The organism is Marinobacter excellens LAMA 842, from assembly GCF_001574445.1.
Classification (GTDB): domain Bacteria; phylum Pseudomonadota; class Gammaproteobacteria; order Pseudomonadales; family Oleiphilaceae; genus Marinobacter; species Marinobacter shengliensis.
In genome coordinates this window covers 155,153-181,795 of record NZ_LOCO01000007.1, presented here as the reverse complement: position 1 = coordinate 181,795, position 26,643 = coordinate 155,153, and the positions used below count along the sequence as shown (strand labels likewise).

General features: G+C 58.0%; 26 protein-coding genes. 7 read left to right on the top strand and 19 right to left on the bottom strand.

From position 1 onward, the window contains the following. The 13 genes from ltrA to J122_RS08845 all read right to left on the bottom strand — a co-directional run. Positions 1-1,300: group II intron reverse transcriptase/maturase (gene ltrA / locus J122_RS08905; protein WP_061331913.1), on the bottom strand; the 1,300-nt coding region annotated here is incomplete at its 3' end. Positions 1,301-1,827: 527 nt separating this feature from the next. Then, positions 1,828-3,318, bottom strand: a complete 1,491-nt coding sequence (gene putP / locus J122_RS08900) for a sodium/proline symporter PutP (RefSeq protein ID WP_061331912.1) — start codon at positions 3,316-3,318, stop codon at positions 1,828-1,830. Between the two features lie 301 nt (positions 3,319-3,619). Then, a complete protein-coding gene (locus J122_RS08895) occupies positions 3,620-4,399 on the bottom strand; it encodes an AraC family transcriptional regulator (RefSeq protein ID WP_061331911.1) in 780 nt (259 codons plus the stop codon). 98 nt (positions 4,400-4,497) lie between these two features. Next, a complete protein-coding gene (gene tmk / locus J122_RS08890; protein WP_061331910.1) occupies positions 4,498-5,139 on the bottom strand; it encodes a dTMP kinase in 642 nt (213 codons plus the stop codon). Continuing rightward, on the bottom strand, positions 5,139-6,197 hold the full coding sequence (gene mltG / locus J122_RS08885; protein WP_061331923.1) for an endolytic transglycosylase MltG: 1,059 nt from the start codon (positions 6,195-6,197) through the stop codon (positions 5,139-5,141). Before mltG ends, tmk begins: the two co-directional genes overlap by 1 nt. Before the next feature lie 5 nt (positions 6,198-6,202). Beyond that, positions 6,203-7,021, bottom strand: a complete 819-nt coding sequence (gene pabC, locus J122_RS08880; protein WP_061331909.1) for an aminodeoxychorismate lyase — start codon at positions 7,019-7,021, stop codon at positions 6,203-6,205. A 7-nt stretch (positions 7,022-7,028) separates the two neighbouring features. Then, a complete protein-coding gene (fabF, locus tag J122_RS08875; RefSeq protein ID WP_061331908.1) occupies positions 7,029-8,276 on the bottom strand; it encodes a beta-ketoacyl-ACP synthase II in 1,248 nt (415 codons plus the stop codon). A 125-nt stretch (positions 8,277-8,401) separates the two neighbouring features. Then, positions 8,402-8,635: an acyl carrier protein gene (gene acpP / locus J122_RS08870; protein WP_008938713.1), complete on the bottom strand. Its 234-nt coding sequence runs from the start codon at positions 8,633-8,635 to the stop codon at positions 8,402-8,404. Positions 8,636-8,767: 132 nt separating this feature from the next. After that, entirely contained in the window at positions 8,768-9,511 is a 744-nt protein-coding gene (gene fabG / locus J122_RS08865; RefSeq protein ID WP_061331907.1) for a 3-oxoacyl-ACP reductase FabG, read from the bottom strand. A 15-nt stretch (positions 9,512-9,526) separates the two neighbouring features. Next, positions 9,527-10,465 carry an ACP S-malonyltransferase gene (fabD, locus tag J122_RS08860; RefSeq protein WP_061331906.1) on the bottom strand — a complete coding sequence of 313 codons (939 nt, stop codon included), beginning with the start codon at positions 10,463-10,465 and terminating at the stop codon, positions 9,527-9,529. A gap of 125 nt (positions 10,466-10,590) precedes the next feature. Then, a complete protein-coding gene (gene plsX, locus J122_RS08855) occupies positions 10,591-11,595 on the bottom strand; it encodes a phosphate acyltransferase PlsX (RefSeq protein ID WP_216646179.1) in 1,005 nt (334 codons plus the stop codon). Between the two features lie 43 nt (positions 11,596-11,638). Next, complete coding sequence (rpmF, locus tag J122_RS08850) at positions 11,639-11,818, bottom strand: 50S ribosomal protein L32 (protein WP_011785345.1); 180 nt, start codon at positions 11,816-11,818, stop codon at positions 11,639-11,641. 30 nt (positions 11,819-11,848) lie between these two features. After that, on the bottom strand, positions 11,849-12,406 hold the full coding sequence (locus tag J122_RS08845) for a YceD family protein (RefSeq protein WP_061331905.1): 558 nt from the start codon (positions 12,404-12,406) through the stop codon (positions 11,849-11,851). Between the two features lie 147 nt (positions 12,407-12,553). On the opposite strand from J122_RS08845, the gene J122_RS08840 reads away from it, so the two are divergent. Continuing rightward, on the top strand, positions 12,554-13,168 hold the full coding sequence (locus tag J122_RS08840; RefSeq protein ID WP_061331904.1) for a Maf family protein: 615 nt from the start codon (positions 12,554-12,556) through the stop codon (positions 13,166-13,168). A 7-nt stretch (positions 13,169-13,175) separates the two neighbouring features. On the opposite strand, the gene J122_RS08835 is transcribed toward J122_RS08840, so the two are convergent. The 3 genes from J122_RS08835 to rluC are packed head-to-tail and all read right to left on the bottom strand — an operon-like array spanning position 13,176 to position 15,979. After that, complete coding sequence (locus tag J122_RS08835) at positions 13,176-14,231, bottom strand: S49 family peptidase (RefSeq protein WP_061331903.1); 1,056 nt, start codon at positions 14,229-14,231, stop codon at positions 13,176-13,178. A 24-nt stretch (positions 14,232-14,255) separates the two neighbouring features. Continuing rightward, a complete protein-coding gene (locus tag J122_RS08830; RefSeq protein WP_061331902.1) occupies positions 14,256-14,903 on the bottom strand; it encodes an HAD family hydrolase in 648 nt (215 codons plus the stop codon). Next, positions 14,903-15,979 (bottom strand): 23S rRNA pseudouridine(955/2504/2580) synthase RluC, encoded by a 1,077-nt coding sequence (gene rluC, locus J122_RS08825; RefSeq protein WP_061331901.1) that lies wholly within the window; start codon positions 15,977-15,979, stop codon positions 14,903-14,905. Before rluC ends, J122_RS08830 begins: the two co-directional genes overlap by 1 nt. 589 nt (positions 15,980-16,568) lie before the next feature. Here rluC and rne point away from each other — a divergent pair. Both rne and J122_RS08815 read left to right on the top strand, forming a co-directional pair. Next, a complete protein-coding gene (gene rne, locus J122_RS08820; protein WP_061331900.1) occupies positions 16,569-19,694 on the top strand; it encodes a ribonuclease E in 3,126 nt (1,041 codons plus the stop codon). Between the two features lie 2 nt (positions 19,695-19,696). Continuing rightward, a complete protein-coding gene (locus J122_RS08815) occupies positions 19,697-20,239 on the top strand; it encodes a YecA family protein (protein ID WP_061331899.1) in 543 nt (180 codons plus the stop codon). Here the strand turns inward: J122_RS08815 and J122_RS08810 are convergent. Next, positions 20,236-21,102, bottom strand: coding sequence for a PHP domain-containing protein (locus J122_RS08810; RefSeq protein ID WP_061331898.1), 867 nt, complete (start codon positions 21,100-21,102; stop codon positions 20,236-20,238). The genes J122_RS08815 and J122_RS08810 overlap by 4 nt on opposite strands. Before the next feature lie 87 nt (positions 21,103-21,189). Between J122_RS08810 and J122_RS08805 the strand changes: the two genes are divergently transcribed. The 3 genes from J122_RS08805 to J122_RS08795 all read left to right on the top strand — a co-directional run bounded on the left by J122_RS08805 (position 21,190) and on the right by J122_RS08795 (position 22,585). Next, entirely contained in the window at positions 21,190-21,489 is a 300-nt protein-coding gene (locus J122_RS08805; RefSeq protein ID WP_058090407.1) for a YciI family protein, read from the top strand. A 131-nt stretch (positions 21,490-21,620) separates the two neighbouring features. After that, positions 21,621-22,289: a TIGR04211 family SH3 domain-containing protein gene (locus J122_RS08800; protein WP_061331897.1), complete on the top strand. Its 669-nt coding sequence runs from the start codon at positions 21,621-21,623 to the stop codon at positions 22,287-22,289. Between the two features lie 5 nt (positions 22,290-22,294). After that, positions 22,295-22,585 carry a PilZ domain-containing protein gene (locus J122_RS08795; protein ID WP_061331896.1) on the top strand — a complete coding sequence of 97 codons (291 nt, stop codon included), beginning with the start codon at positions 22,295-22,297 and terminating at the stop codon, positions 22,583-22,585. Between the two features lie 52 nt (positions 22,586-22,637). Here the strand turns inward: J122_RS08795 and rraA are convergent, their stop codons facing one another. Further along, a complete protein-coding gene (gene rraA, locus J122_RS08790; protein WP_061331895.1) occupies positions 22,638-23,117 on the bottom strand; it encodes a ribonuclease E activity regulator RraA in 480 nt (159 codons plus the stop codon). Between the two features lie 48 nt (positions 23,118-23,165). After that, positions 23,166-25,538, bottom strand: coding sequence for a phosphoenolpyruvate synthase (ppsA, locus tag J122_RS08785; protein WP_061331894.1), 2,373 nt, complete (start codon positions 25,536-25,538; stop codon positions 23,166-23,168). 132 nt (positions 25,539-25,670) lie between these two features. On the opposite strand from ppsA, the gene J122_RS08780 reads away from it, so the two are divergent. Further along, positions 25,671-26,486: a pyruvate, water dikinase regulatory protein gene (locus J122_RS08780; protein ID WP_061331893.1), complete on the top strand. Its 816-nt coding sequence runs from the start codon at positions 25,671-25,673 to the stop codon at positions 26,484-26,486. Positions 26,487-26,643 lie beyond the last annotated feature (157 nt).

Here is a 26,643-nt window from a genome sequence, read left to right as displayed (position 1 = left end):
GAGACGCGCCACTGTTCCACCAGGGACCACGGCCATTCGTTGCGCTCATCCAAGCCCGTTGCTCCGTCAGACCGAGCCGCATCAGATTGCGCGCCCGGGTGTGGGCCCGCTTCCATTGCTGCCATAGAATCAGGCGAAGTCGCCGCCGTAGCCAGCCATCCAGTGCCTCCACCGAGCGTTTCGAGGCCGTTAGGCGATAGTAATTCGCCCAGCCTCGGAGAACCGGGTTCAACTTCTGGATAGTTGTCGTCAGCGACTGCCCGCGAGATCGCTTAAGCAGCGGACGCAGCTTGGTCATGAAGGCCTTCAGGCTCTTCGGTGCAACTCTCAACCTTACCTGCCCTTGATGCCAGCTTACGCTGTACCCCAGAAAGCTTCGGCGCCAGGGGCGGTCCACCGCACTCTTGTCTGTGTTCACTTTCAGGCGCAGCCGCGCTTCCAGGAAGTGGGTGATACTGGTCATGACCCTTTCGCCGGCTCTTTTGCTGCTCACGTAGATGTTGCAGTCGTCCGCATATCGGCAGAACCGGTGGCCCCGGCGCTCCAGCTCCCGGTCCAGCTCGGTCAGGAGCACATTGGAGAGCAAGGGCGAGAGGGGGCCACCTTGCGGCGTGCCTTCCCGTCTCGGGCTGACCAGTCCACCTTCGAGCATGCCGGCTTGCAGGTAACGTCGGATCAGGGTGAGTATCCGTCGGTCGGTGATGCGACGAGCCAGCAGGCCCATCAGCACATCGTGGTTGACCCGGTCAAAGAACTGGGCCAGATCCAGATCGACCACCCAGCGGTGGCCGTCATTGATGTGCCGTTGCATCGCCTTGACCGCCTGGTGGGCACTTCGACCAGGGCGGAACCCATAGCTGTGATCCGAGAAGGTCGTCTCCAGCGTTGGGCTTAGCGTTTGGTGAAGCGCCTGTTGGATCAGGCGATCCTGCACCGTCGGTATACCCAGTATCCGTTCGCCGCCTTGCGGCTTGGGGATGCTGACCCGGCGGACCGGTTGAGGATGGTAATTTCCGGCCAACAGTCGCTCACGCAGCGTTGGCCAGTGCTGTTGCAGGTGGCGCTTAAGGGCGGTTACCGGCATCTGATCGACACCGGCGGCTCCCTTGTTGGACACCACCCGCTGATACGCTCGCATCAGGTTCGGGCGCTCAAGCACCTGTTCCATCAGCGCATTCGGCTCCGCGTTCGTCCACGAGTGAGCCCCCGCGTCTGCCTCGACACGGACTTCAGTACCTGCCGGGTTCCGCCCGACCCCTTCCTGAATGCCCTGACCCATCCGGGTCGCTTCTGTCTTCATAAGCACTTCACGAGAACTCACCGCCTACTGGCGGCCAACCATGTTCAGTCCTTCAGTACGCGGTGACGCACCTACTATGACCTCGGCTGAGTTCTGGCTCCCCATCCCCACCCCTCGCGGGGTAAGTAGCACAAAGGCAGAGAACCAGACTTCCCAGGGTAAGACGCGTGACCTTCACACTTATGCCCGCCGCATTTACGTCCACACCTTCCGTGCAAGTATCGGGCTTTGACGATATTGGCCGCCTTGCCCGGTGTGACCGCCTCGTATGCGATTCCTGTTCGTCGGGCCAGTGCTTTGCCTGCGGCTTCCTTCAGATTCCACCTCGCGGTGGACACCCTTGCCGTCCGGCTAGTGGTTCCCCTTGCCGGGCCCACAGGGGACTTGCACCCCCAAGTCATCCGGCCAGCACCACCTGTACCGGAACAGCGCCCGTCAAGGCGCTACGCGCCATGCCTGGCGCACCAAAAAAAGGGCTCCCCGCAGGGAGCCCTTATCAGATCACTGAATAGTATCAGTGACTGCTGTTACCGCTCGATATGCTGGTACTCGCCAGCATCGTTGGTCGCCATGCTGACGACAACGATGGCGATGAAGGCAGCAATGAAGCCAGGGATGATTTCATACACGCCCGGACCACCCATGAAGCTTCCGTTCCAGCCCATGGAAATCCATACCATCACCGTACCGGCACCCACGATCAGGCCGGCCAAGGCGCCAGCACCATTAGTGCGGGACCACATCAGGCCGAGGATGATCAGCGGGCCAAAGGCAGCGCCGAAGCCGGCCCAGGCGTTACTGACCAGCGCCAGAACTTGCGAGTTCGGATCAGAAGCAATCACCGCAGCGACTAGACCAACAGCCACAACACACGCCCGGCCGATGTTTACACACTCCTTGTCGGAAGCTTCTTTGCGCAGGAACAGGCGATAGAAATCTTCGGTCAGGGATGAGGAAGCCACCAGCAGCTGACTGGAGATGGTACTCATTACCGCTGCCAGCAGGGCTGCATACAGGAAGCCGGTGATCAGCGGATGGAACAGCAGGTCCGCCAAAATGATGAAGATGGTTTCCGGGTCAGCCACGTCCATACCGTTACGGATAGCATAGGCCCGACCGAAAACGCCCAGGGAGATGGCGCCAATCAGGGAGATGGCCATCCAGGACATGCCGATGTTACGGGCCACAGACACTTCGTGCACGGTGCGGATTGCCATGAAACGCACAATGATGTGCGGCTGGCCGAAGTAACCCAGACCCCAGGCGACCGCTGACAGCCAGCCAACCAAGGTTAGCCCCTCGGTCCAGGACAGCAGGGTTGGATCAACACTGTTCAGGGTTTCAGAAGCCTGGCCGAAGCCGCCGCCACCTTCGCCGAACAGCACTACCGCTGGCATGAGCACCAGGGCCAGCATCATGATGCAACCCTGCACAAAGTCGGTCATGCTTACAGCCAGGAAGCCGCCAACCACGGTGTACGCCAGAACGACACCGAGAGTGATCACGATACCTACGCCATAGTCGCTCAGACCGCCGAAGTTGAAGATGCCGGAAAACGCACTTTCAAACAGCTTGCCGCCTGCAACCAGACCAGATGCCGTGTAGACCGCAAAGAATACAACAATAACAATCGCCGATACCGTGCGCAGAGGCAGCGCCTTGGTAGGGAAGCGGTTTGCCAGAAAGGCAGGTATGGTCAGGGCATTACCGTAGTGAACAGTTTGTTCACGCAATCTGGGTGCAACAATCACCCAGTTGATGAACGCGCCCACAAACAGGCCGATACCGATCCAGGCGTCCGCCAGGCCGGTAACAAACAACGCCCCGGGCAAGCCCAGAAGCAGCCAGCCACTCATGTCGGAAGCACCGGCCGACAAGGCCGCTACTTTGGGGCTGAGCCCACGTCCACCCAACATATAATCTTCAGCTGTCGCCGAGGCTTTCCGCATGGCGTAAACGCCAATGCCGATCATAATCGCAAAATACGCAAATAGACTGATCCAAACGCCAATAGCCATAAGGCTCCTCCGGTTTATTGAGTCGGACTGAGTCCGCTCTTAAGGCACAGGTACCACATCACTGTTGGTTGACTGGCCGTTGTTCTTGTTTACCCAAAATCCATCCGAATTGGAGCGAGGCAAGCCCCCGCACAGCCACTCCTTCACTATAGTTATTATTCACACCTTTACGACCAGGATTGCCGAGCAAAAAGTGCGATTCTACAGATGCATTAAGTTAGTATTACTACGGACCTACGGCTTACAAAATCCTACGATTCTTTTGCATAATCCTACGGGACTACCGAATTTACCGCCCAGTTCAGGCAACACTTTCATTAATCTGCAATCTGGAGGGTGTTGTGCCCTTGTATTTGCGCAACGCATTGGTCAAGGCACTCTGGGAGGAGAACCCGGTTCGGTAGCTTATTTCCGACACCGAGAGAGACGATGAAGCAAGCAGGTGAGCGGCCTGCTCAAGGCGGGTCTGCAGCAGAAACTGATGAGGGGTTATGCCCGCCACCTCCCGAAAAACCTCATGGAATCGACTGACACTGAGGCACGCCTCACTGGCCATTTCCTCGACAGTAATTTTTCGATGCAGGTTGGCCAGGATATAACGTCGGATCACCTCTGGGCTGATGCTTGCCCGGCTGGAAGACTGGACCTGACGGTCCACAATGCGGTCCGCCATGCAGTAAAGAATACTCGAAGCCAGATGCTGCTGCAGGGTGAGGTTGTCTGGCGCGCGGTCAAATTCACCGGCGGTAAACTGGACCAGCCCCTGTAACCGGCTGTCCATCTGCAGGGTGCGCGGCTTCTCGAAAAACCGCATCATCCGTTCGTAATCCGCATGGGCCGGCGTATTGATAGCTGGGGTGAGCGGGTCAAGATTGATCACCAGAACGTGGTTCTGATCATCGCCACAGTAATCGTGGCTTGCCTCAGTGGGCACAACACAGGCTTTCCAGGTATCCAGGTGAGCCCCGGTGCCACCGACACTCAACTCAGCCTCTCCCCTCACCCCGATGACAATCTGGTGGTGTTCGTGCCGATGCTGGTGAGCGGCGATGGGAAGCTTGAGAAGTTTTGCGTTGAGCATTAATGCTGCCGGCCGTTAACTGAGAATGTACATCAATTAAAGCAGAACATTACAAAAAGTGCACGAAATCGACGCAACTATGGCCGTACTCCGGTTAATCAGGCGGATTCCGCCATTTTAACCAGGGCAGCCAACAACGCCGACACACTGGCCGATACCTGCTCCAGCGGCAATGCTGCATTAACCACATGGTAGTTGCCAGGCATCGCCGTAGCCCGCGCCAGGTAGGTATCGCGAATGCGCTGGAAAAAGGCCAGGGTTTCCTGTTCAAATCGGTCGAGCTCTCCCCGCTTTTTCGCCCGGGCCATACCGGTTTCCACGGGCGCATCCAGCAGGATGACGTGGTCTGGCCGTACCTCACCCTGAACCAGGGTTTCCAGCAACGCGATACGCTCGGCGGGCACACCCCGGCCGCCGCCCTGATAGGCAAAGGTGGCATCGGTGAAGCGGTCGCACAGTACCCACTGCCCCTTGTCGAGGGCCGGAAGAATCCGGTTATGCAGGTGCTGGGCCCTCGCTGCGAACATCAACAGCAATTCTGTGGTTTCATGAACCGGCTCTTCCCGGGGCGACAACAACAACTCCCGAATGTTTTCCGCCATAGGCGTGCCACCAGGTTCACGAGTGACGATAAAATCGACGCCGAGGTCCTTGAGGGTGTTCGCAGCGTTTTCCAGCTGTGTGGATTTGCCAACGCCCTCGGTGCCTTCGAAGGTAATAAAACGGCCTCTGTTGTGCATCATTCTTCCCGGCTGTTGTTCAGGGTTCCCGGTGCCGGAAACGAGCGATAGCCCTCACGGCGATTCAACTGATACTCCCTGACCGCTTTCTGGTGCTCCGCCAGGGTTCGGGAGAACTTGTGGCTACCATCACCACGAGCAACAAAGTAGAGGGTATCGCCGTCCTCCGGGTGCAAAGCGGCGTGCACAGAGTCCCGCCCGGGCAGCGCAATCGGTGTGGGCGGAAGACCGTTGATTCGATAGGTGTTATAAGGGGTGTAGGTCTGAAGGTCGCTGCGGCGGATACGACCCTGGTACTGATCCCCCATACCGTAGATAACGGTGGGATCAGTCTGCAGCCGCATGCCTTTGTGCAGTCGCCGCACAAACACACCCGCCACTTCCCCACGCTCCCAGGGCACACCGGTTTCCCGCTCAACGATAGAAGCCATGATCAGAGCTTCATAAGGGGTATCGTAAGGCAACCCTTCGGCCCGGTTCTGCCATTCTTCCTCAAGCACACTCACCATACGACTGTGGGCACGCTTGAGAATATCCAGGTCAGACTCGTTGGAGCTGAACATGTAAGTGTCCGGAAAAAACCAGCCCTCCGGGTGCTGGTCTTCAGCACCCACCGCCGCCATGACGTCTTCATCAGACCAGTCAGTGGTGACCTTTTTAAGCCGTTCAGAGCGCGCCAGCGCAGCGCGCATGTCCCGGAACGTCCAGCCTTCGATAAACTGTACCGACCACAGCTTTACCTTGCCTTCAACCATAGCGTCTACCATGGCGACTGGTGTCATTCCGGGCAAGAATTCGTAGTCACCCGCCTTGATCCTGGTCTGGTCGGGGTAGAGGCGGCCATAGAGCCTGAGCCAGAGGGCATCCGACACATAGCCCGCATTCTCCAACTGGCGGGCCACTCGGCTGAATGCTGTGCCTGTTGGCACTTTAAACAGCACCGGTTCTTCCAGCGCAACGGGTTGCTTCAGGGTTTGCAAACCCTGCCAGGCCCACAAGCCACCGCCGGCAGCAGCGAGCACGAATACAGCAACAACGATCAGTAACTTCTTGAACACGCGAATCAATCCAGTCTTGCCGGTGAACCGACGATTGTCGCAAGTCGCTGGTCAACAGGCAAATCGTGCCCGGCCAGATTGCGAACCGGCACCACCCCGACAACACTGTTGCTGAGCCAAAGCCCCTGACAGCTGCCGCCCAACAGTGTATCAAGCGTCAGTGGCATCTCCCGGAATTCGTGGCCGGCAATTCTCAGCCGGTCAAGCACGTAACGACGCATCACACCCGCAACCGCCAGGGTTGAAGCGGGCGGTGTCAGCCATACGTCTTCAAACAGCATGAACAGATTGGTCCGGGTGCCTTCCACCACATGGCCATCACGATTGCTCATCAGCACCTCAAAGACATCCCCTTGAAGCTCCCTGGCCGCCATCACCTGCTCAAGTCGGTTCAACGACTTGATCCCGGCCAGAAGCGGGTTCACTGTCAGCGGAACACGGGAGAAGTCGGCCACCACACCTTCCGGCCCGGGAACACTGGGGAAAGCGGAATGGGACACAATGAGAGACGGCTTCATGCGGGGCTCCGGGCGGTAGCCCCGCCCGCCCGAACCACGGGTGAGGGTCAGTTTGAGCACCCAGTTTAAGGACGGGTACAGGCCGGAATATCGTTCCAGGGCGCGAGCGCAGGCTGCCTCAAGTTCCGGGCGCGCCACCGGGATGGCAAGCCGGCCGGCATCACGGACCATCCGGTCAAGATGATAACCCAACAGGCTGGCCTTACCGCCCATGATGGCAATGGTCTCGAACAGACCATCGCCGTAGGCAAGGCCCCGGTCTCCCGGTGGAACACCACCGTCTTCAGCCCAATACAGATCAAACACGGTAGGGTCAGTCTTCGTAACGACTTACAATCAGCGTGCCGTTGGTGCCGCCAAAACCGAACGAATTCGACAGAGCAATCCGAACGTCCGCCTCTCGGCTCTTATGCGGCACCAGGTCCAGATCACAGCCCTCGTCTGGCTCGTCCAGATTGATGGTCGGCGGCAAAACCCCGTCGCGCACGGCCAGTATCGAGAAAATGGCTTCGACAGCGCCAGCGGCCCCCAGCAAGTGGCCGGTCATGGACTTGGTGCTGCTCATGGCAAGCTTGTGTGCGTGCGCACCAAACACCGACTTGACCGCTGCCACTTCCGCTACATCCCCGACCTGGGTGGAGGTGCCATGGGCATTGATGTAGTCAACCTGTTCCGGTTGCAGACCTGCGTCACGGATGGCGTTAACCATGGACCGGCCGGCACCTTCGCCACTGGCGGGGGGCGCCGTGATGTGATGGGCATCATCGCTCATGCCAAAACCGATCACCTCGCCATAGATGGTGGCTCCGCGAGCCCGAGCATGCTCCAGCTCCTCCAGCACCACCACCCCGGCACCGTCACTCAATACGAAACCGTCACGGCCCTTATCCCAGGGACGACTGGCTTTTTCCGGCTCATCGTTACGGGTTGATAACGCACGGGCCGACGAAAAGGCCGCCACGCCAGAGCGGGTTGTTGCCATTTCCGAGCCACCAGCCAGCATCACATCAGCATCGCCATAGGCGATGGTCCGGGCAGCGTAGCCAATATTATGGGTGCCGGTGGTGCAGGCGGTGACAATGGCAATATTCGGCCCCTTGTAACCAAAGCGAATGGCAGCGTTGCCAGAGATCATGTTGATAACAGAGGCGGGCACAAAAAACGGAGACACCTTGCGGGGGCCGGATTTCTCCATCTGGATCACGTTCTTCTCGATGTACTCCAGGCCACCGATGCCGGATCCGATGGCAATACCAACCCGCTCCTTGTCGAGATCGCCAAACTGCTCCAGGCCACTGTCATCAACCGCCTGCTGGGCAGCAATCAGGCCATAATGAATAAAAGCATCCAGTTTGCGCGCTTCCTTGCTGGACAGGTAGGGTTCAATATCAAGATCCTTGATCGCACCTCCAATACGGGTGCCATAGTCAGTTGCATCAAACCGATCAATCAGCCCGATACCGCTGCGCCCTGCCCGGATGGCAGCCCATGACGACTGTACATCATTCCCCACCGGAGACAGCATTCCCATGCCCGTGACAACAACCCGTCGTTTACTCATAACCCTGTTCACCCGATTATTCCGTGTAACATCCAAACACTGAGACTTTCGTTCCACCAATAAAAAAGCCGTCCTTCATCAACCCCAAAGGACGGCTTTAGCCTGGCTATCTGATCAGCAGAGTATCAGGTGTGCGCGACGATGTAGTCGATCGCGTCCTGAACCGTGCCCAGCTTTTCGGCCTCTTCATCAGGAATTTCAGTCTCGAATTCCTCTTCCAGGGCCATAACCAGCTCAACAGTGTCCAGTGAGTCAGCGCCAAGATCCTCTACAAAAGAAGATGTGTTCTGAACCTCGGACTCTTTCACGCCCAACTGTTCACAAACAATCTTCTTAACGCGCTCTTCAACTGTACTCATAATGTCCTCACTTTATGTGTCAACCAAGCAACTCTATGGCTGCCAGTTTAGTTTAAACCCTACCTGCAAACAAGCAGGGATTCTGTCAAACATGTTGTGCGACAAGGGGTTGCACATCAGCCCGCAACGAGCTTAACCCATGTACATGCCGCCATTCACATGAATGGTTTCTCCGGTAACGTAAGCAGCGCCTTCCGAAGCCAGGAACGCCACCACCGAGGCAACCTCCTCCGGTGACCCGAGGCGACCAGCCGGTATGATTTCCAGCATAGCCTCACGCTGCTTATCGTCCAGTTTTTTGGTCATATCCGTGTCAATAAAACCGGGCGCCACGCAATTGGCGGTAATGCCACGGTTGGACATCTCTTTCGCCAGGCTACGAGTGAAACCCTCCACCCCGGCCTTGGCTGCACAATAATTACCCTGCCCGGGGTTGCCCATACCGGCCACCACCGAGCTGATGTTGATAATCCGGCCCCAACGGGCCTTGGCCATGCCGCGAAGCACCGCCTTACTGGTGCGATACACACTGGAAAGGTTGGTTTCCAGCACGGCAGCCCAGTCATCGTCTTTCAGACGCATCAGCAGGTTATCACGGGTGATACCGGCATTGTTGACCAAGATCGCAGGCGCACCGGATTGTTCAGTCAACTGCTTCAGGCCCGCTTCAATACTTTCCGGTTCGGCTACGTTCATCACGATGCCATAACCCTGGTAGCCGGCTTCTTTCAGTCCACTGGTGATGGCCTCTGCGCCGGCTTCACTGGTCGCGGTACCAATGACTTCTGCACCCTGCCGGGCCAGCTCATGGGCAATGGCTTTCCCAATACCACGGCTTGCACCGGTAACCAGCGCAACCTTGCCTTCCAAAGACATAAACAACTCCGTTTATCAGGACTGGCCGAATGCCGCCAGGGCGCCGGCCAGAGAATCGGGATCTTCAATACCGTGCACCGGCAAACCGCGCTCAATCCGCTTGATCAACCCGGCAAGCACTTTACCAGCACCGCATTCAACCGCAACCGTCACTCCTTCATCACTGAGCGTGCGGATCGAGTCCGTCCACAACACAGGAGAGTATAGCTGCTTCAGCAGATTGCTCTTGAGCGTGTCTGCGTCTTTGACAACAGTAGCATTCACATTCTGGACCACCGGGATGACAGCATCGTTAAACCGGACATCTTCCAGGGCTTCGGCCAACTGTTCGGCAGCACCTTTCATCAGGGCACAATGGGACGGCACACTCACCGGCAGCGGCATCGCCTTCCGCGCCCCGCGGCCCTTACAGGCTTCAATAGCCCGCTCAACGGCAGCGGCGGAGCCGGCAATAACCACCTGCCCCGGGGCGTTAAAGTTCACCGCAGCCACCACATCGCCCTGGGCCGCCTCTTCACAGGCCGCAACAACGTCTGCGTCTTCGAGCCCCAGAATGGCAGCCATGCGGCCTTCACCGGCAGGGACAGCATCCTGCATAAGTTCGCCACGAAGCTGAACCAGTTTGACTGCTTCAATGAAGTCCAGACTTTCCGCGGCCACCAGCGCGCTGTACTCGCCCAGACTATGACCTGCGACGAAATCAGGACGTGACCCATCCGAGACACACCACTGGCGCCACAGGGCAACACTGGCGGTTAACAGGGCCGGCTGGGTAACCATGGTCTGATTCAGCTCTTCAGCAGGACCGTGCTGGCACAGGTGCCAGAGATCGTAGCCAAGAACGTTAGACGCCTCATCGAAGGTTTCGCTGATCATTGGCCACGCCTCGGCAGCATCCTTAAGCATGCCGACCGATTGGGAGCCTTGTCCGGGGAAAATAAACGCTGATTTCATAAGCGGAATCTTATCGTCATTGATGGGTTACTGGAGATTAGCCAATAGTACAATTCAGGCCAATTATCCGCGATTAACCCTGAAAATGCGGGTCTACTTTAGTCGGGACCCGACCGGGACAGGCATCATAACATCAGATCATCGAGTCTTTCGTTGATCCTTCGTGGCACTTCGAGCTCCACTTCCCGAACGGCCTGGCGAATAGCAGCCAGCATGGCGCGCTCGTTGGCATTGCCATGGCTTTTAATGACCACACCCTGGAGCCCAAGCAGGCTCGCACCGTTATGACGGGACGGGTCCATCAACTGAAGGAGGCGGCCAATAATCGGTTTTGCCAACCAGCCCACAAAGCGACCATAAAGCGAGCGGGTAAATGCCTGCTCAAGAAGCTCGATCAGCAACCCGGCGACACCTTCGCCGGTTTTCAATGCAATGTTGCCGACAAAACCGTCACAGACTACTACATCGGCGACATCCCGAAACAGGTCACTGCCCTCGACATAACCAATGTAGTTGATGGTGTCGCATTGGGCTAACATATGGGAGGCAAGGCGAACCTGCTCGTTGCCCTTGATCTCTTCCTCGCCAACATTAAGCAAAGCAACACGAGGCTCAGGCTGGGCACAAATGGCCGAGGCCATGAGCGACCCCATCAGCGCATACTGATACAGGTTCTCCGCCGTGGAATCGACATTCGCACCGAGATCCAGAACGTGGCAACGGCCACGGAGGGAAGGAATAAGTTTGGCGATGGCCGGCCGTTCAATACCGGGATACATGCGGATAATCGACCGGCCGAACGCCATCAGGGCGCCGGTATTGCCAGCACTGACACACCCCTGGGCCTCGCCGTCCCGGACAAGCCCGAGCGCAATAGCCATGGAGGAGTTTTTCTTATGACGAATGGCGTGGGAAGGGCGCTCGTTCATGCGTACCACATCCGCCGCCTCAACGATGCGAATCCGTTCGTGCCCATCAATCAACAAGGCCTCGAGCTCGCTCCGGATTCCCACCAGAACAAGACTCAAGGCCTCATTTTCACGCACTGCTTCCAGCGAAGCATGAACCACCACCTCGGCGCCACGATCACCGCTCATGGCGTCGATAGCAATGGTGACCGGTTTACTCACCGCTCGTCCATGCGTCACGGGTCAGAAGGGTATCCCGACGATCTTACTCGTCGCGAGCCTCAACAACCTGCTTTCCGCGGTAAAAACCGTCCGGAGAGACGTGGTGACGACGATGAACTTCGCCGGTGGTTGCGTCTGTGGACAGAGCGGCGGCGCTCAGTGCGTCGTGCGAACGGCGCATGCCACGCTTGGAACGGGTCTTGCGATTTTGCTGTACAGCCATGGTTATGCTCCTGACCTATTTACGAAAACGTTAATGCTTTGTCGTCTTGAGACCCGCCAGCACACTGAACGGGTTGTCTTCTCTTTTCTTTACCTCTGGCTCACTGGCAGCCTTTGATGGCTCCAGTGCCTCCAGGTCTTCCTTTGCCGGGCATTCGTCCCTCTCATGAAGAGGAAAGGGTGGTAATACCAGCAATAGCTCGTCTTCCACCATGGCCCACAAGTCTGCGCTGAAGTCCTCGAACAGAAAGGGTTCCAGTGCTTTCGGCAATCGTTGGGCCTGCTCATCGTTGATGACCAACCCGAGATCAAAACGGGATTCCAGTGTCGTATGCATATCAGTCATGCAACGCTGGCACTCCAGTGTGACCGGCGCAGACAGCTCGCCCGACACAACCCTTCGGCGCTCACTATCCTGATAAAAGGACAGCTTAACATGGCATTCACTGCCATCCTGCAAGCCAGGAACTGCTTCTCGAAAACGAGCGAGACCCTTGAGTGGAACTACCCCCTCAAGTGTTCTGTTCTGCTCAGCCAACCGGATAGGGTCAACGGATTTCGGCAGTTCGGCGATCGGCGCTTTATACATAGGCGCGCAATTTTAGGGGCGCGACCCGCCTCTGTCAAAGACTTAATCCACTTTCTGCCGGGGGTTCCGCTCCGTGTAGGGGTATTTTACGATATGGACCGGCAAACCTGACCAGATCCATCCACCCACCACCTCTACAAGGCAACCATGACCTCATCCGGCCTTTTGCTAGCGTCATCATCCCCTTACCGCAAACGCCTGCTCGAACAGCTGGGCCTGCCCTTTGAGACAGCCAGCCCAAATATCGACGAATCGCCGCTACAAGGCGAACTACCGGATGCTCTGGCGGTTCGACTGGCCACCCAGAAAGCCCAGGCGCTTGCACCGGAGCACCCAGGAAAACTCATCATCGGCTCGGACCAGGTCGCCGCCCTGCCGAACGGTACACTGTTAAGCAAACCAGGCAGCTATGAGCAGGCGCTTGAACAACTCAGCCAGAGCAGCGGGAAAAGCGTGCACTTCCTCACCGGCCTGGCGGTGCTCGACACCCGGACAGGCGCTCTCGAACACTGCTGCGAAACCTTTATTGCACATTTCCGCGACCTTACCAGCGAGGAAATCAGCAATTACCTGCGCAGAGAGCAACCCTATGACTGCGCCGGCAGCTTCAAGATGGAGGGATTGGGCATAACCCTGTTCAAGGGATTGGAAGGGCGAGACCCCAACAGCCTGATTGGATTGCCACTGATTGCCCTGAACGAGATTCTGATCCGGCTCGGTAACAACCCGCTGCTACACCCCGAACCATCATCCGGGGTGTAGCAGACGATTAACGCAATTCGAGGCGCGATTCCAACATACGGGTAGCGACACCCTCGCCGACCGAGACGCCCAACTGGTCCACAAGCTCACGAAAGGGCGAGCGACGGCGACTGTAGTCCACCAAGTTCTCCTCACCCACCAACTGACGGGCCACCCAGGAGGTACTGCCCAACCCGTCCACCAGCCCCAGTTCAACAGCCTGCTCGCCACTCCACACCAGACCACTGAACAACCGCTCGTCGTCTGCCAGGCGATCACCCCTGCCCTCCTTTACGGCACTAATGAACTGCTGGTGAGTGTTTTCCAGCACGCTCTGCCAGAACGCAACATCCTCATCGCGCTCTGGCGAGAACGGGTCAAGGAAAGCTTTGCTCTCGCCGGCGGTATAGAGGCGGCGATCCACACCGATTTTGTCCAGCATTTCACTGAACCCGAATCCGCCGGCAATTACGCCGATCGATCCCACCAGACTGGCACGGTTGGCGTAGATTTCATCAGCCGCCGCCGCGATGTAATAGGCTCCCGAGGCTCCGATGTCCGAAATGACGGCATATACCTTTTTATCCGGATACTCTTCCCGCAGGCGCTTGATTTCATCGTAGACGTAGCCTGCCTGCACCGGGCTGCCGCCGGGACTATTGATCCTTAACACCACCGCCTTTGAGCGCTCAGCCTCAAAGGCATTGCGCAGCGATGTCACCAGGTTATCGGCGCTCGCCAGCTCATCTGCGGCGATAGTGCCCCTGACCTCCACCAACGCGGTGTGGTGACCGGCAACGGAATCAACACTGTCACCAAGAGGCGAACGTATAAAGAACAGCAGCGCGAACAGGTAACCAAAAGTCAAAATCTTGAAAAAGATCCCCCAGCGACGGCTTCGGCGCTGCTCGGCCTGCAGTGACATCACCAGCTTCTCGATCAGTCGCCAGTCGCGCCCCGATTCCGGCGGCAACGCCGGCTCTTTACTGCCAAACAAACCTCGCTTTCGCGCCGGCGCACTCTGCTCAGGCTCTGCAGGCTTGTCACCCCAGCCCGGCTCCTTATCCGATTCCCAGTCACTCATCCGCTATTCCTTAACCACAAACGATCATAGCCCCAGCGTACGCCGAAGCTCGTCAACAGAACTCACTACTGCGTGGGGATCATACTGTTCCAGCACGTCACGCTTATGCACGCCCCACTCAACCCCGATCGCCGGCATACCAATACGGCGAGCCATATCCAGGTCGTAGCGGGTGTCACCGATCATCACCGCCTGCTCCGGCCGGTAACCGTAGAAATCCAGAATTTCTTCAAGCATCAGCGGGTCAGGCTTGGATTTGGTTTCGTCAGCACACCGGGTAATGTCGAAATGGGTGCCCAGCCCGCTGGAGGTGAGTGCCACTTCCAGCCCCCGTCGGCTCTTGCCGGTGGCCACCGAACAGCTCCGGCCAGAGCCACGCAAGTCCGCCAGCATGTCCGCCATACCCTCGAATACGTTCTGGGGCGTGGTCACTTTCTGGAAAAAGTAACCTGCATAACCCTCCCGAATCCGCATCATTTCCTCGCGGCTCAACCCCGGGTAAAGACGTTCCAGAGCCTCGATCATGCCCAGCCCAATAATATCCCGATAGGCCTCGCGCTCCAGCTCCGGATACCCCAGCTCAGTCGCAGCCTGGTGCAAGCTGTCGGCGATATGGTCCACGGAATCAATGAGCGTTCCGTCCCAGTCAAAAATAACAACCTTTACATCCATCAATAACTACCCTTGCTACGCTGCTCAAGCTCTTTGAGCACCTTGGCGAATGGCTCATCATACGGCGCTTCGAGACTCATTGCCTCATCAGATCCCGGCAATGTGAACTCAAGGGCCCTGGCATGAAGCATCAGCCGCTGCCCACCGATGGCCCGAAATGCCTTGAGACTGGCGTCGTCCATATATTTGTCATCGCCGGCTATCGGGTGACCAGCCGAGGCACTGTGAACGCGAATCTGGTGCGTGCGACCGGTTACCGGCGACGCCTGCACCAGACTGTACCCCTGGTACTGCTGCAAACAGCGAAACAGCGTCAGCGATTCCTTGCCTTCGGGACTTACTTTCACCCGCCGCTCGCCATTCGGCATCTCATAGCGCAGGAGTGGCTCATCAACCCGACCAATGGCCGCTGGCCAGGTGCCCGCCACCAGGGCGTGATAATGCTTACGAATGCGCTTGTGCCGCAGTTCATCCTGAAGAAAACGCAACGCCGAGCGTTTTTTAGCCACCATCACCAAACCGGACGTATCCCGGTCCAGCCGATGCACCAACTCCAGGAACTTTGCCTGCGGCCGGGCCGACCTGAGCACTTCGATCAAACCAAAACTCAGACCACTGCCACCATGAACGGCAATACCCGAGGGCTTGTTCACCACCAGCATATCGTCATTTTCAAAGACCACGGCCGCTTCCATAACCGATTGCACCCGATCACCGGGCGTAGGCGACTCCGGCTTGCTCTTCTGGACAATCGGCGGAATGCGCACCACGTCGCCAGCCTGAAGGCGGGAATCCGGCCTTACTCGACCTTTGTTAACCCGCACCTCACCCTTGCGAACGATTCGATACACAATGCTTTTGGGCACACCCCGCAGGCGGGCGAGGAGAAAGTTGTCTACGCGCTGGCCGGCCATATCCTCGTCCACCGTCACCCACTGGACACCCTTCTGCACCTGGCCTGCCAGCAACTCTCCGCGACGCCCATCAGAGGACACCGGCCCTGCCCGGCCCGATCCCCCATGGGACGGATTGCCGCGTTTCGGCGGCTGACGACGGGCTGCTGGCTTGCGCGACATGGGATACCTTTTCCTGGGTGATAAACGCGGGATTGAACGAACACCGCTTTACTGTTATATTCCGGCGTGCTCTGCCGTTTGTCTACGGCCTGACGAACTCTGGTCAGAAGCCGGAGCGGCAGCAGTATACCGACACTGATTAAGAGATTGAACGCCGAAGCCCAATCATTACCGGGCCCGGCGTGAAACAAACTCCCGGACCACAGGGCAGACCCAGAGAGGCTGCGACCTGCTCCGGGAGAGGAAAAACCGACCGGAAAACCGTCGGGCGACATCGCGAAGAATCACTACCATGCAAACCCGGGCCGTCCAGCAAACCAATACGACGTGAGACCCAGGAGTTTGTGTGAACCTGAAAACGGATATTATGCGTCAACAGACATTCACCCTATTCGACCTCTCCCTGCTGTCAGGCAGGCGGATTGTCGGCGGTGGTCTCAGACTTACAGGATCGCAACCCATAAGGGTTTGATCCGTCTGGCCGCCGGCCGCCCTGCTGTAACGGGCCCGCGGCACGCACATCCCGCTTCGCTGATGCGAACGCTCCCGGTTTTCTGTCACTAACAAACGACAGGAACCCTTTCTTTCCATGAAAAGAATGCTGATCAATGCAACTCACCCTGAAGAGTTGCGCGTAGCTCTGGTAGACGGCCAACGGCTTTTTGACCTGGATATCGAATCCAGCACCCGTGAACAGAAAAAAGCCAACATTTACAAAGGTCGTATCACCCGCGTAGAACCCAGCCTTGAAGCGGCGTTCGTCGACTTTGGCGCAGAGCGCCACGGCTTCCTCCCGCTGAAAGAAATCTCCAAAGAGTACTTCAAGAAGTCTCCCGGCCAGATCGAAGGCAAAATCAACATCAAGGATGTTCTGTCTGAAGGACAGGAAGTCATCGTGCAGGTTGATAAAGAAGAGCGTGGCAACAAGGGCGCAGCCCTGACCACCTTTATCTCTCTGGCCGGTCGCTACCTGGTGCTGATGCCCAACAACCCCCGCGCCGGTGGCATTTCCCGTCGCATTGAAGGCGATGACCGGGCGCAGCTGAAAGACGCCATGAACGGCGTACAGGTTCCCAAGTCCATGGGAATCATCGTGCGTACTGCCGGTATTGGCCGCACCACCGAAGAGCTCCAGTGGGATCTTGATTACCTGGTGCAGTTCTGGGAAGCCATCACCCAGGCCGCCGGGGAGCGCAAGGCGCCCTTCCTGATTCACCAGGAAAGCAACGTTATCATCCGGGCGGTTCGTGACTACCTCCGCCAGGACATCGGCGAAGTCCTGATCGACGCTGACGGCGTTTACGAAGACGTACTCAGTTTTGTACGCGCCGTAATGCCCACCTTCGAGAACAAGATCAAGCTTTACAAGGATGAGATTCCCCTGTTCAGCCGGTATCAGATCGAAGGCCAGATCGAAACCGCGTTCCAGCGGGAAGTGAAGTTGCCCTCTGGCGGCTCCATTGTGATCGACCCCACCGAAGCACTGGTCTCCATTGATATCAACTCCTCCCGCGCCACCAAAGGCCACGACATTGAGGAGACTGCCCTGCAGACCAACCTGGAAGCGGCAGAAGAAATCGCCCGCCAGCTGCGCCTGCGAGACATGGGCGGGTTGATCGTTATCGATTTCATCGACATGACGCCGGCCAAGCACCAGCGCGAAGTCGAGCAGAAAATGCGTGAAGCCCTGGAAATCGACCGGGCCCGCGTTCAGGTCGGCAAGATTTCCCGTTTCGGCCTGCTGGAAATGTCCCGTCAACGCCTGCGCCCATCTTTGGGTGAAACACGCAGCGAAGTGTGCCCTCGCTGTGAAGGCCAGGGCACCATCCGGGGTATCGAATCCCTGGCCCTGAGCATCATGCGACTGATCTACGAAGAATCGTCCAAGGAAAAGACCGCCGAAGTCCGCGCCATCGTGCCGGTGTCCGTGGCTACCTTCCTGCTGAACGAAAAACGCAAGCAGTTGGCCGACATCGAGGCACGCCAGGGCGTTTCCGTGGTGGTTGCCCCGGTGCCAAATATGGAAACACCGCACTTCGAGATCATCCGCCTGCGTCAGGATGAAGCAACCCCTGAGCACATTGCCAGCCATCAGGTTGCCCAGGAATACAACGAGCGGGAAGAAGAAAGCGCCGAAGTAACGACCACCGAAAAGCCGGTTCGTGAGCAGGCTGCCGTGAAGGCCATCCGCCCCACAGCCCCTGCCCCGACAGCCCCCCAGGCCGCCGCTGAACCAGCGGAGCCGGAGGAAGGCCTGTTCCGCAAGCTCGGCAAGAAAATCGCCTGTTTCTTCCGCGGCGAGCAGGAGCAAACCGACACCAAACAAGCCGCCGGCAACCGTGACCGCGCCGGAGACCGTCGCAATCAGGGCCGCCAGGACCGTCGTAAATCAAGGGTAGCCCGTGACGACCAGCGCCAGGGTGGCAATCGCACCGGCAACGACCGCCGTCAGGGTGGCCAGCCAAACCGCGCCGATGACAACCGCAACCGTAATCGCGGCAACCGCAACGAAGACCAGTCCCGTGCCGCCCAGAATCGCTCAGGGCAGCAGGACAAGGGTGGCGATAACCGTGGTACCGACAACAAGGGCGGTGAGAACCGTCGGGATAACCGCAAGGATTCACAGGGTCGCAATCAGAACCGCAATCGTCCTCAGCGCGACGCAAAAGACCAGAAAGACAACCGCGAGCCGCAGGACGGCCAAAAAGCCCAGGCCGAGAACAAGCAAGGTGGCGACGACAAGCGTCGTAAGCCGCGCCGCCAGCGTAATCGCGACGGCTCACCTGCCGAGTCTCCGGCCAGCACACCGGCCGCTCGCAAGGCAGAACGGAGCGAAAGGCACCAGAAGGACACTCAGCCCGAGAAAGGCGTAGAGACCGGTAACGAAGAGGCGAAGCAACAGCCAGCCCAGCAACCGGTTGAACAGCCCAAGAAGGTTGAAGCACCGAAGAGCGCTGCCGCCGAAGACAAGGCCACGGTGGAGACACCCAAGGCTGACAAGCAGGAACAGCCGAAAGCCGACAAGGTGCCGGAAGAGAAAGCCGAGCAACCTGCCCAGCCGGCAGAGCAAGGCAACCAGGTTGACGGCCAGAAGGCGAGCGAAACAACCGACGCCAAGGCTGACGCCGCGAAGCCGGCTGACGCGCCTGAATCCGGTAACGCCGAGAAGGACAAGGAGCCCAGGGAACCCCGCAAGGCTCGCCCGGCAAACCGTCAGCGCAAACCGAAAGCCGCAGACAAGGCTGCAGATAGCGCCAATGCTGAAGCGCCGGCCACCAAGACCGACAGCGAAGCAAAAGCAGCAGAGGCAACTGACAAGCCGGAAGCAACGCCGAAGTCCGAGAGCAAGCCCGCTGAAGCGACAGAAGCTCCAAAGACCGAAAGCAAGGCAGCAAACAGCGAAACGGCGGATGCTCTGAAGGCTGAAAAGTCGGAACAGACTGAAACCACCGAGAAGCCCAGGAGCGAAGAGCCAAAAGCCCAGCCAGAGAGCCCCGAGCCCAAGGCCAAGGCTGACAAGGCAGAACCGGAAGCTGAGGCTAAGACTGACGCAGAGCCCAAGGCAGAAGTAAAAGCCGACGATGCGCAGAACGCCCCCGCACAGGACGAAATGCCAGACGTTCCGGTCACTCCGGGCCGTGCATACAATGACCCACGTGAGGTCCGTAAGCGCCAGCGTGCGGCCGCCGAAGCCAAGAAGGCCGGGAGTAACTGAATATGCTGACCAATTCGGATATCGAGGCGCTGGAAGACATACTGTTCGCTGAGCCCTGGGGAGATGAAGCCCTGGATTTCTTCGGATTCCACGGCGTGGTGTGTGCCAGCGTTATCGGCCCGGTCAGCCTGGAGGCGGAAGATCTCTTCCGCCTCGCCACCGGCGCAGACACCCTGCCAAACGGCAAGGTACCGGAGGTCTTCGCTCACTGTGTGAAGGTGTTGGCTTCTGATATGGCCCACGCCCTGGACATGGGCCAGCCGCTGGAACTGCCGGAACCGGAAGACGGCGACCCCATGAACGCACTGGAAAACTGGTGCGCCGGGTTTGTTGATACCTTCCTGGAAAATGAAGAGGCCTGGCTCGATGCCGCCAGCGAGGAAGACGTCGCGGACCTGATGGTACCGATGCTTACCCTGTCTGGCCTGTTCGAGGACGAGGACTTCCAGAACGTGCGTAACGATGAGAAGTTATCAGGTCGCATGGCGGAAGCCATTCCGGATTCACTGACGGACCTCTACCTGCTGTTCCACGCACCGGACTAAGCGTTCACCGGTTGCCTGAAATGATGCCAGACGGGCTCCAGCCCCTCTGGCATTTTCATGATACGGCCCAGCTCGCACCAGGGCGCGCCGGGAAAATGAAAATCGCTGCCCTGAGAAGCCAGCAACTGCTCCCGCCTTGCCAGCTCTGCCACAAAACCGAGATCGCCACTGGACTGCCCGGATACCGACACCTCAATGGCCCGACCACCAGCCCGGCGAAAATCCGCTGTCAGCTCACGCAGGCGGGTTGCCGTCAACCGGTATTTTCGGGGATGCGCGAGCACAGCGATGCCGCCAGCATCCGTGATCCATTGCACCACTTCAGATAATTCGGGCCAGCAGGCCTTCACATCACCGGGCTTTCCGGAACCAAGGTAGCGCTTGAACGCATGGGCCGTCTTTGGCACCACCTCGGCGTTCACCAGAACCTGGGCAAAATGCGGTCGTCCGGGCACATCGCCTCCGGCCAGGGCTGTCGCTTTCTCCAGCAACCCGTCAACCTTCAGGCGAGCCAGCCTATCGGCAATCAACCGCGCTCGCTGCCACCGGTTCTCGTTCTGCTGCGCCAGCGCCTCCAGAAAGGCCGAATCCGCTTCATCGAAGTCCAGGCCGACCACATGAATGGTGTGGCTGCGCCAGACACAAGACAGCTCAACACCGCTAATCAGTGACAGCCCCAGTTCCTGCCCCCGGGCGCGAGCCTGAGCGAGACCAGCAATGGTGTCATGGTCGGTCAGTGCAAGATGGCTGACACCCTGCTCTGCTGCCCGAGCGACCAGGTCCTCCGGCGTTAACGCACCATCGGATGCGGTGCTATGGCAATGCAGATCAATGCACGGTTTCGGGTCTTGAGGTATAGTCACAAACAGTCCTGAACTGGGCGATAGCCGCCAGTGTACCAGTGTTGGCTATCCGGCCCTAACCAAACCGAGATTTGCACCGGAGCACCCATGTATTACGCCATTATCAGCGAAGATGTCCCCAACAGTCTGGCCCTTCGGATGACCGCCCGCCCGGCTCATGTTGCAAGGCTGGAAGCACTGAAAGCCGAGGGGCGTTTGCTGGTAGCCGGCCCCCACCCGGCCATCGACTCCCCGGACCCGGGCGAAGCCGGGTTCAGCGGCAGCCTGGTCATCGCCGAGTTCGAATCACTGGAACAGGCACAGGCGTGGGCGGATGCCGACCCGTACATTGAAGCAGGGGTGTATCAATCCGTGACCGTCAAGCCCTACAAGGTTGTGCTGCCCTGAGCTGGTGATAGCGTAACCAGACAACACTGCATGAGCGGATTGTAACCCGCGATTGCTTGAATACCCGTCACTGTGTGACAAAATTGCGTGTTTGAATGACCGTCAATAGACCATACCAGGGAACGTAATCCGTGACATCGCTCCGTCTTCTTCTCAGCCTTTTGCTTATCATCGCTTCGGTTTCCGTCGCTCAAGCCCGCACCGTATGGGTTGACGACAAGCTCTACCTGCCCGTTCGATCCGGAGCCGGCTCCCAGTTCCGGATTATTGAAAACGCGGTTCCCAGCGGCACACCGCTGGAGGTGCTGGAAGTAGGCGATGGTTACACCAAGGTGAGAACTCCCAAAGGCACTGAAGGCTGGGTTTCAAGCCAGTATCTCAGCAACCAGCCGATTGCCGCAGACCGGTTACGACGCGCCACCCAGCAACTGGAGCAGGCGCGATCGGAGCTCACGAGTGTCCGCGAGCAGTTGTCGGCCGTTACGGAAGAACGTGACAACCTGCAGAATGCCGAAAGCAGCCTTTCCAACCGCGCAGGTGAACTTCAGGAAGAACTCACCCGAATCAAGAATATCGCGGCGGACTCCATCAACCTGGAGCGACGCAACCGGGAGCTGCGCGAGGAGAATCAGAAACTGCGTAACGACCTGGAAGTACTGACGGCAGAGAATGAACGGCTTGAAGCCAGCAAGGATTCCGATTTCATGCTGCTAGGCGCCGGCCTGGTGCTCGGCGGTGTTCTGCTGGCCCTGCTCATTCCGATGCTCAAACCAACAAGAAAAACCGACAACTGGGCCTAAATGCCATGAAAGACTACTCGGAAAAACGTGACTTTCACCGGATGCAGGTAAACAGCCGCATTGAAATCACCAATGCCAGGGGCGATACATTCACCGGCATCTGCCGGGACCTGAGCGCCGCGGGCATGCAGCTGTTCATTGACGAAGCTGTCGCCGTGGGCAGTGAACTCAGAACCCGCCTGGAAGGCGCAGATAACCAGCTACCCCCGCTGGAGACCGTGTGTGAGGTCATTCGTTGCGAACCAGAGGGCGAAGGTTATCTGATCGGCGTCAACATCACAGAAGTTACCCAATAAAAAACGGCGGCCAGAAGGCCGCCGCTTTGTATTTCTCCAGGACAACCCCGGGTCAAACCAGGGGTTTCTCGGATACGATGATGCCATTGTTATCGGCATACACGTAGTGGCCCGGATGGAAGGTCACGCCGTGGAAGGTAACCGGAATGTTCAGGTCACCAATACCACGCTTTTCAGTCTTCCGGGGAACCGTGCCCAGCGCCTGAACACCCAGGTGGGTCTGGCCAATTTCGTCCACATCCCGGATGCAGCCGTAAATTACCAGACCGGCCCAGCCATTCTCTGCGGCTTTCTCGGCCAGCATGTCGCCCAGCAACGCATTGCGCTTGGACGCACCACCGTCTACCACCATTACCCGACCGTTGCCCGGCAGGCCCACCTGCTCCTTGACCACGGAGTTGTCTTCAAAGCACTTCACGGTAACGATTTCGCCGCCAAACTGGCGCACACCACCGTAATTGTTGAAGCCAGGCTCAACCACCTGTACTTCCGGAAACTCGTCGCACAGATCCGGCGTAATGATCTTGCTCACCTGCTACTCTCCTTTTCCGAAATGTTAGCTTTTCCGAAATATTCGCGCTCAGTCAATCTTCTCGTCAGCCAGGAAGAACCAGGTATCCAGCACGGAATCCGGGTTCAGGGATACCGTATCGATACCCTCGTCCATCAGCCACTTGGCCAGGTCCGGATGATCAGACGGGCCCTGACCGCAGATGCCGATGTACTTCCCAGCCTTTTTACAGGCCTGGATAGCGTTGGACAACAGGGCTTTGACGGCATCATTCCGCTCGTCAAACAGATGCGCAATGATACCGGAATCCCGGTCGAGGCCCAGAGTCAGCTGCGTCAAATCGTTGGAGCCGATTGAGAAACCGTCAAAGTGCTCCAGGAACTGTTCAGCCAGAATCGCGTTGGCCGGCAGCTCACACATCATGATAACCCGCAGGCCATTGTCGCCACGCTTGAGGCCATTCTCCGCCAGCAGATTAACCACCTGTTCGGCCTCGCCCACGGTGCGCACGAACGGTACCATTACCTCAACGTTGGTCAGGCCCATGTCGTTACGGACTTTCTTGAGCGCCCGGCACTCCAGCTCGAAACAGTCGCGGAAAGTTTCGGAGATATAACGCGATGCGCCACGGAAGCCCAGCATCGGGTTTTCTTCGTCCGGCTCATACAGGGTGCCACCAATCAGGTTGGCGTACTCGTTGGATTTGAAATCAGACAACCGCACAATCACTTTCTTCGGCGCAAATGCTGCGGCCAGGGTCGAAATACCTTCAACCAGCTTGTCGACGTAGAAATCCACCGGGGAGGTGTAGCCGGCAATACGCTTGTCGACTGTCTGTTTGATATCGCGGGGCAGGCCGTCGTAGTTCAGCAACGCCTTTGGATGAACACCGATCATGCGGTTGATGATGAACTCAAGGCGGGCCAGGCCAACACCTTCGTTGGGCAGCGCCTGGAAGTCAAAGGCCCGGTCCGGGTTGCCCACATTCATCATGATCTTGAACGGAATGTTGGGCATGGAATCCACGGTGTTTTCACGCAGCTCGAAGTCCAGGGCGCCTTCGTAGATCATGCCGGTGTCGCCTTCGGCACAGGATACGGTCACATCCTGGCCGTCTTTCAGTAACTCGGTGGCATCACCACAACCCACAACCGCAGGAATACCCAGCTCACGGGCGATGATCGCCGCGTGACAGGTACGGCCACCACGGTCGGTGACGATGGCGGAAGCGCGCTTCATCACCGGTTCCCAATCCGGGTCGGTCATGTCGGTGACCAGCACATCACCGGGTTGCACACGGTCCATCTCGTTAATGCTGGTGATAATCTTGACCGGACCACTGCCGATCTTGTGGCCGATACTGCGGCCTTCCACCAGCACCTTACCGGTCTCTTTCAGCAGGTAGCGCTCCATCACGTTGGCCGAGGCGCGGCTCTTCACGGTTTCAGGGCGGGCCTGAACAATGTAGATCTTGCCGTCGTCACCATCTTTAGCCCATTCAATATCCATCGGGCGCTGGTAGTGCTGTTCGATAATCATGGCCTGCTTGGCCAGCTCTTCCACTTCCGCATCGGTAATGGAGAAGCGGTTACGGTCTTCCTGCTCTACCTTGACGGTTTCCACGAACTGGCCTTCGCCCGGCTCGGAATGGTAAACCATCTTGATGGCCTTGCTGCCCAGGTTCCGGCGCAGCACCGCCGGGCGGCCAGCCTCGAGCGTAGGCTTGTGCACGTAAAACTCATCCGGGTTAACGGCGCCCTGTACAACCGTCTCGCCCAGGCCGTAGGACGACGTGATGAACACCACATCGCGGAAGCCGGATTCGGTATCCAGGGTAAACATCACACCACTGGAAGCGGTTTCACTGCGTACCATTTTCTGGATGCCCGCAGACAGCGCCACCAGCTTGTGATCAAAGCCATGGTGAACACGGTAGGAAATCGCCCGGTCATTAAACAGGGAGGCAAACACCTCTTTGACCGAGGTACGAACCTGCTGAAGGCCAGACACATTGAGGAAGGTTTCCTGTTGGCCGGCAAAGGAGGCATCCGGCAAGTCTTCTGCCGTGGCAGACGAGCGAACCGCCACAGCCATGTCTTCGTTACCATTCTGGAGTTTCGCAAAGGCCTCTTTCAGGGCATTATCCAGGCTATCGGGGAACGGAGTATCAACCACCCATTGGCGAATCTGGGCACCGACACGAGCGAGCTCGTTAACATCGTTTACATCAAGGGCATCAAGAGCCTGGTCGATTTTGTCTTTCAGGCCATCGGTGGCCAGAAACTCGCGATAGGCATAGGCAGTGGTGGCGAAACCACCGGGAACGGTAACGCCTGCATTGGCGAGATTACTGATCATTTCACCGAGGGAAGCGTTCTTGCCTCCAACCCGGTCAACATCGGACATTCCCAGGTGGTCAAACCAGATGATGTAATCTTCCAAAGCACGTCTCCCTTGAGTCTGTGTAGCGCGGAGTCTCGAATCTGGCGTGTATGATACTGTAACCTGCGGAAATTACCTAGGGAGCTGCGGAACAACTCCCGGCAATCAGCCAAAACCAAACCGGATACAGCCATGAAAAGAACCGCTTTTTTTATTTCGGACGGCACAGGCCTGACGGCAGAAGCACTCGGCCATGCCCTGCTTGCCCAGTTCGAGAAAATCGATTTTGAACGTATAACCGTGCCCTATATTGATGATGAAGAAAAGGCTCATGACCTGGTCAAGCGCATCAACAAGGCTGCGGAGGTAGACGGTGCCGCGCCCCTGGTTCTCGATACCATCGTTAACAGCAGTATCCGTGAAATCATCAGTACCGCCGACGGCTTCATGATCGACATTTTTGGCACGTTCCTGAGTCCGCTGGAGCAGGAACTTAATTCATCGTCGTCTTACACCGTGGGCAAATCCCACGCCATCAATAACGAAGGCAGTTACGAGCGCCGGATCAACGCGGTGAACTTTGCCCTGGATAACGACGACGGCGCTCGCACGCGACACTACAACGAGGCGGACTTGATCCTGGTGGGCGCTTCCCGAAGTGGCAAGACGCCGACGTGCCTCTACCTTGCGCTTCAATACGGCATCAAGGCGGCAAATTACCCCATTACTGAGGAAGATCTGGAGGATCAGAAACTGCCCGCGGCTCTGCGCCCCCACAAAGAGAAGATCTTCGGGCTGACGATTGAACCGGAACGACTGGCAACCATCCGGAATGAACGGCGACCGAACTCCCGCTACTCATCGATTCAGCAATGCATGCACGAAATCGAGGAAATTGAACTGATGTACAAGCGGGAGCGCATCCCCTACCTGAACACCACCGCCTATTCGGTTGAAGAGATATCCACCCGCATCATGGTCACAACGGGGCTGAAGCGCCACCGGTAACACCGGTGGCCCACACTTGCCTCAGAGTTCCTGAATGGCCATGCCGAGGCCTTCAGCCACAGCGCGGTTATCCGGGTTGGTGACCACTGCCACACTGGCGTTTTCCGGCACCAGCCAGGTATCGGCCACCCGTTGCAGCTCGTCCAGCGTCACCGCG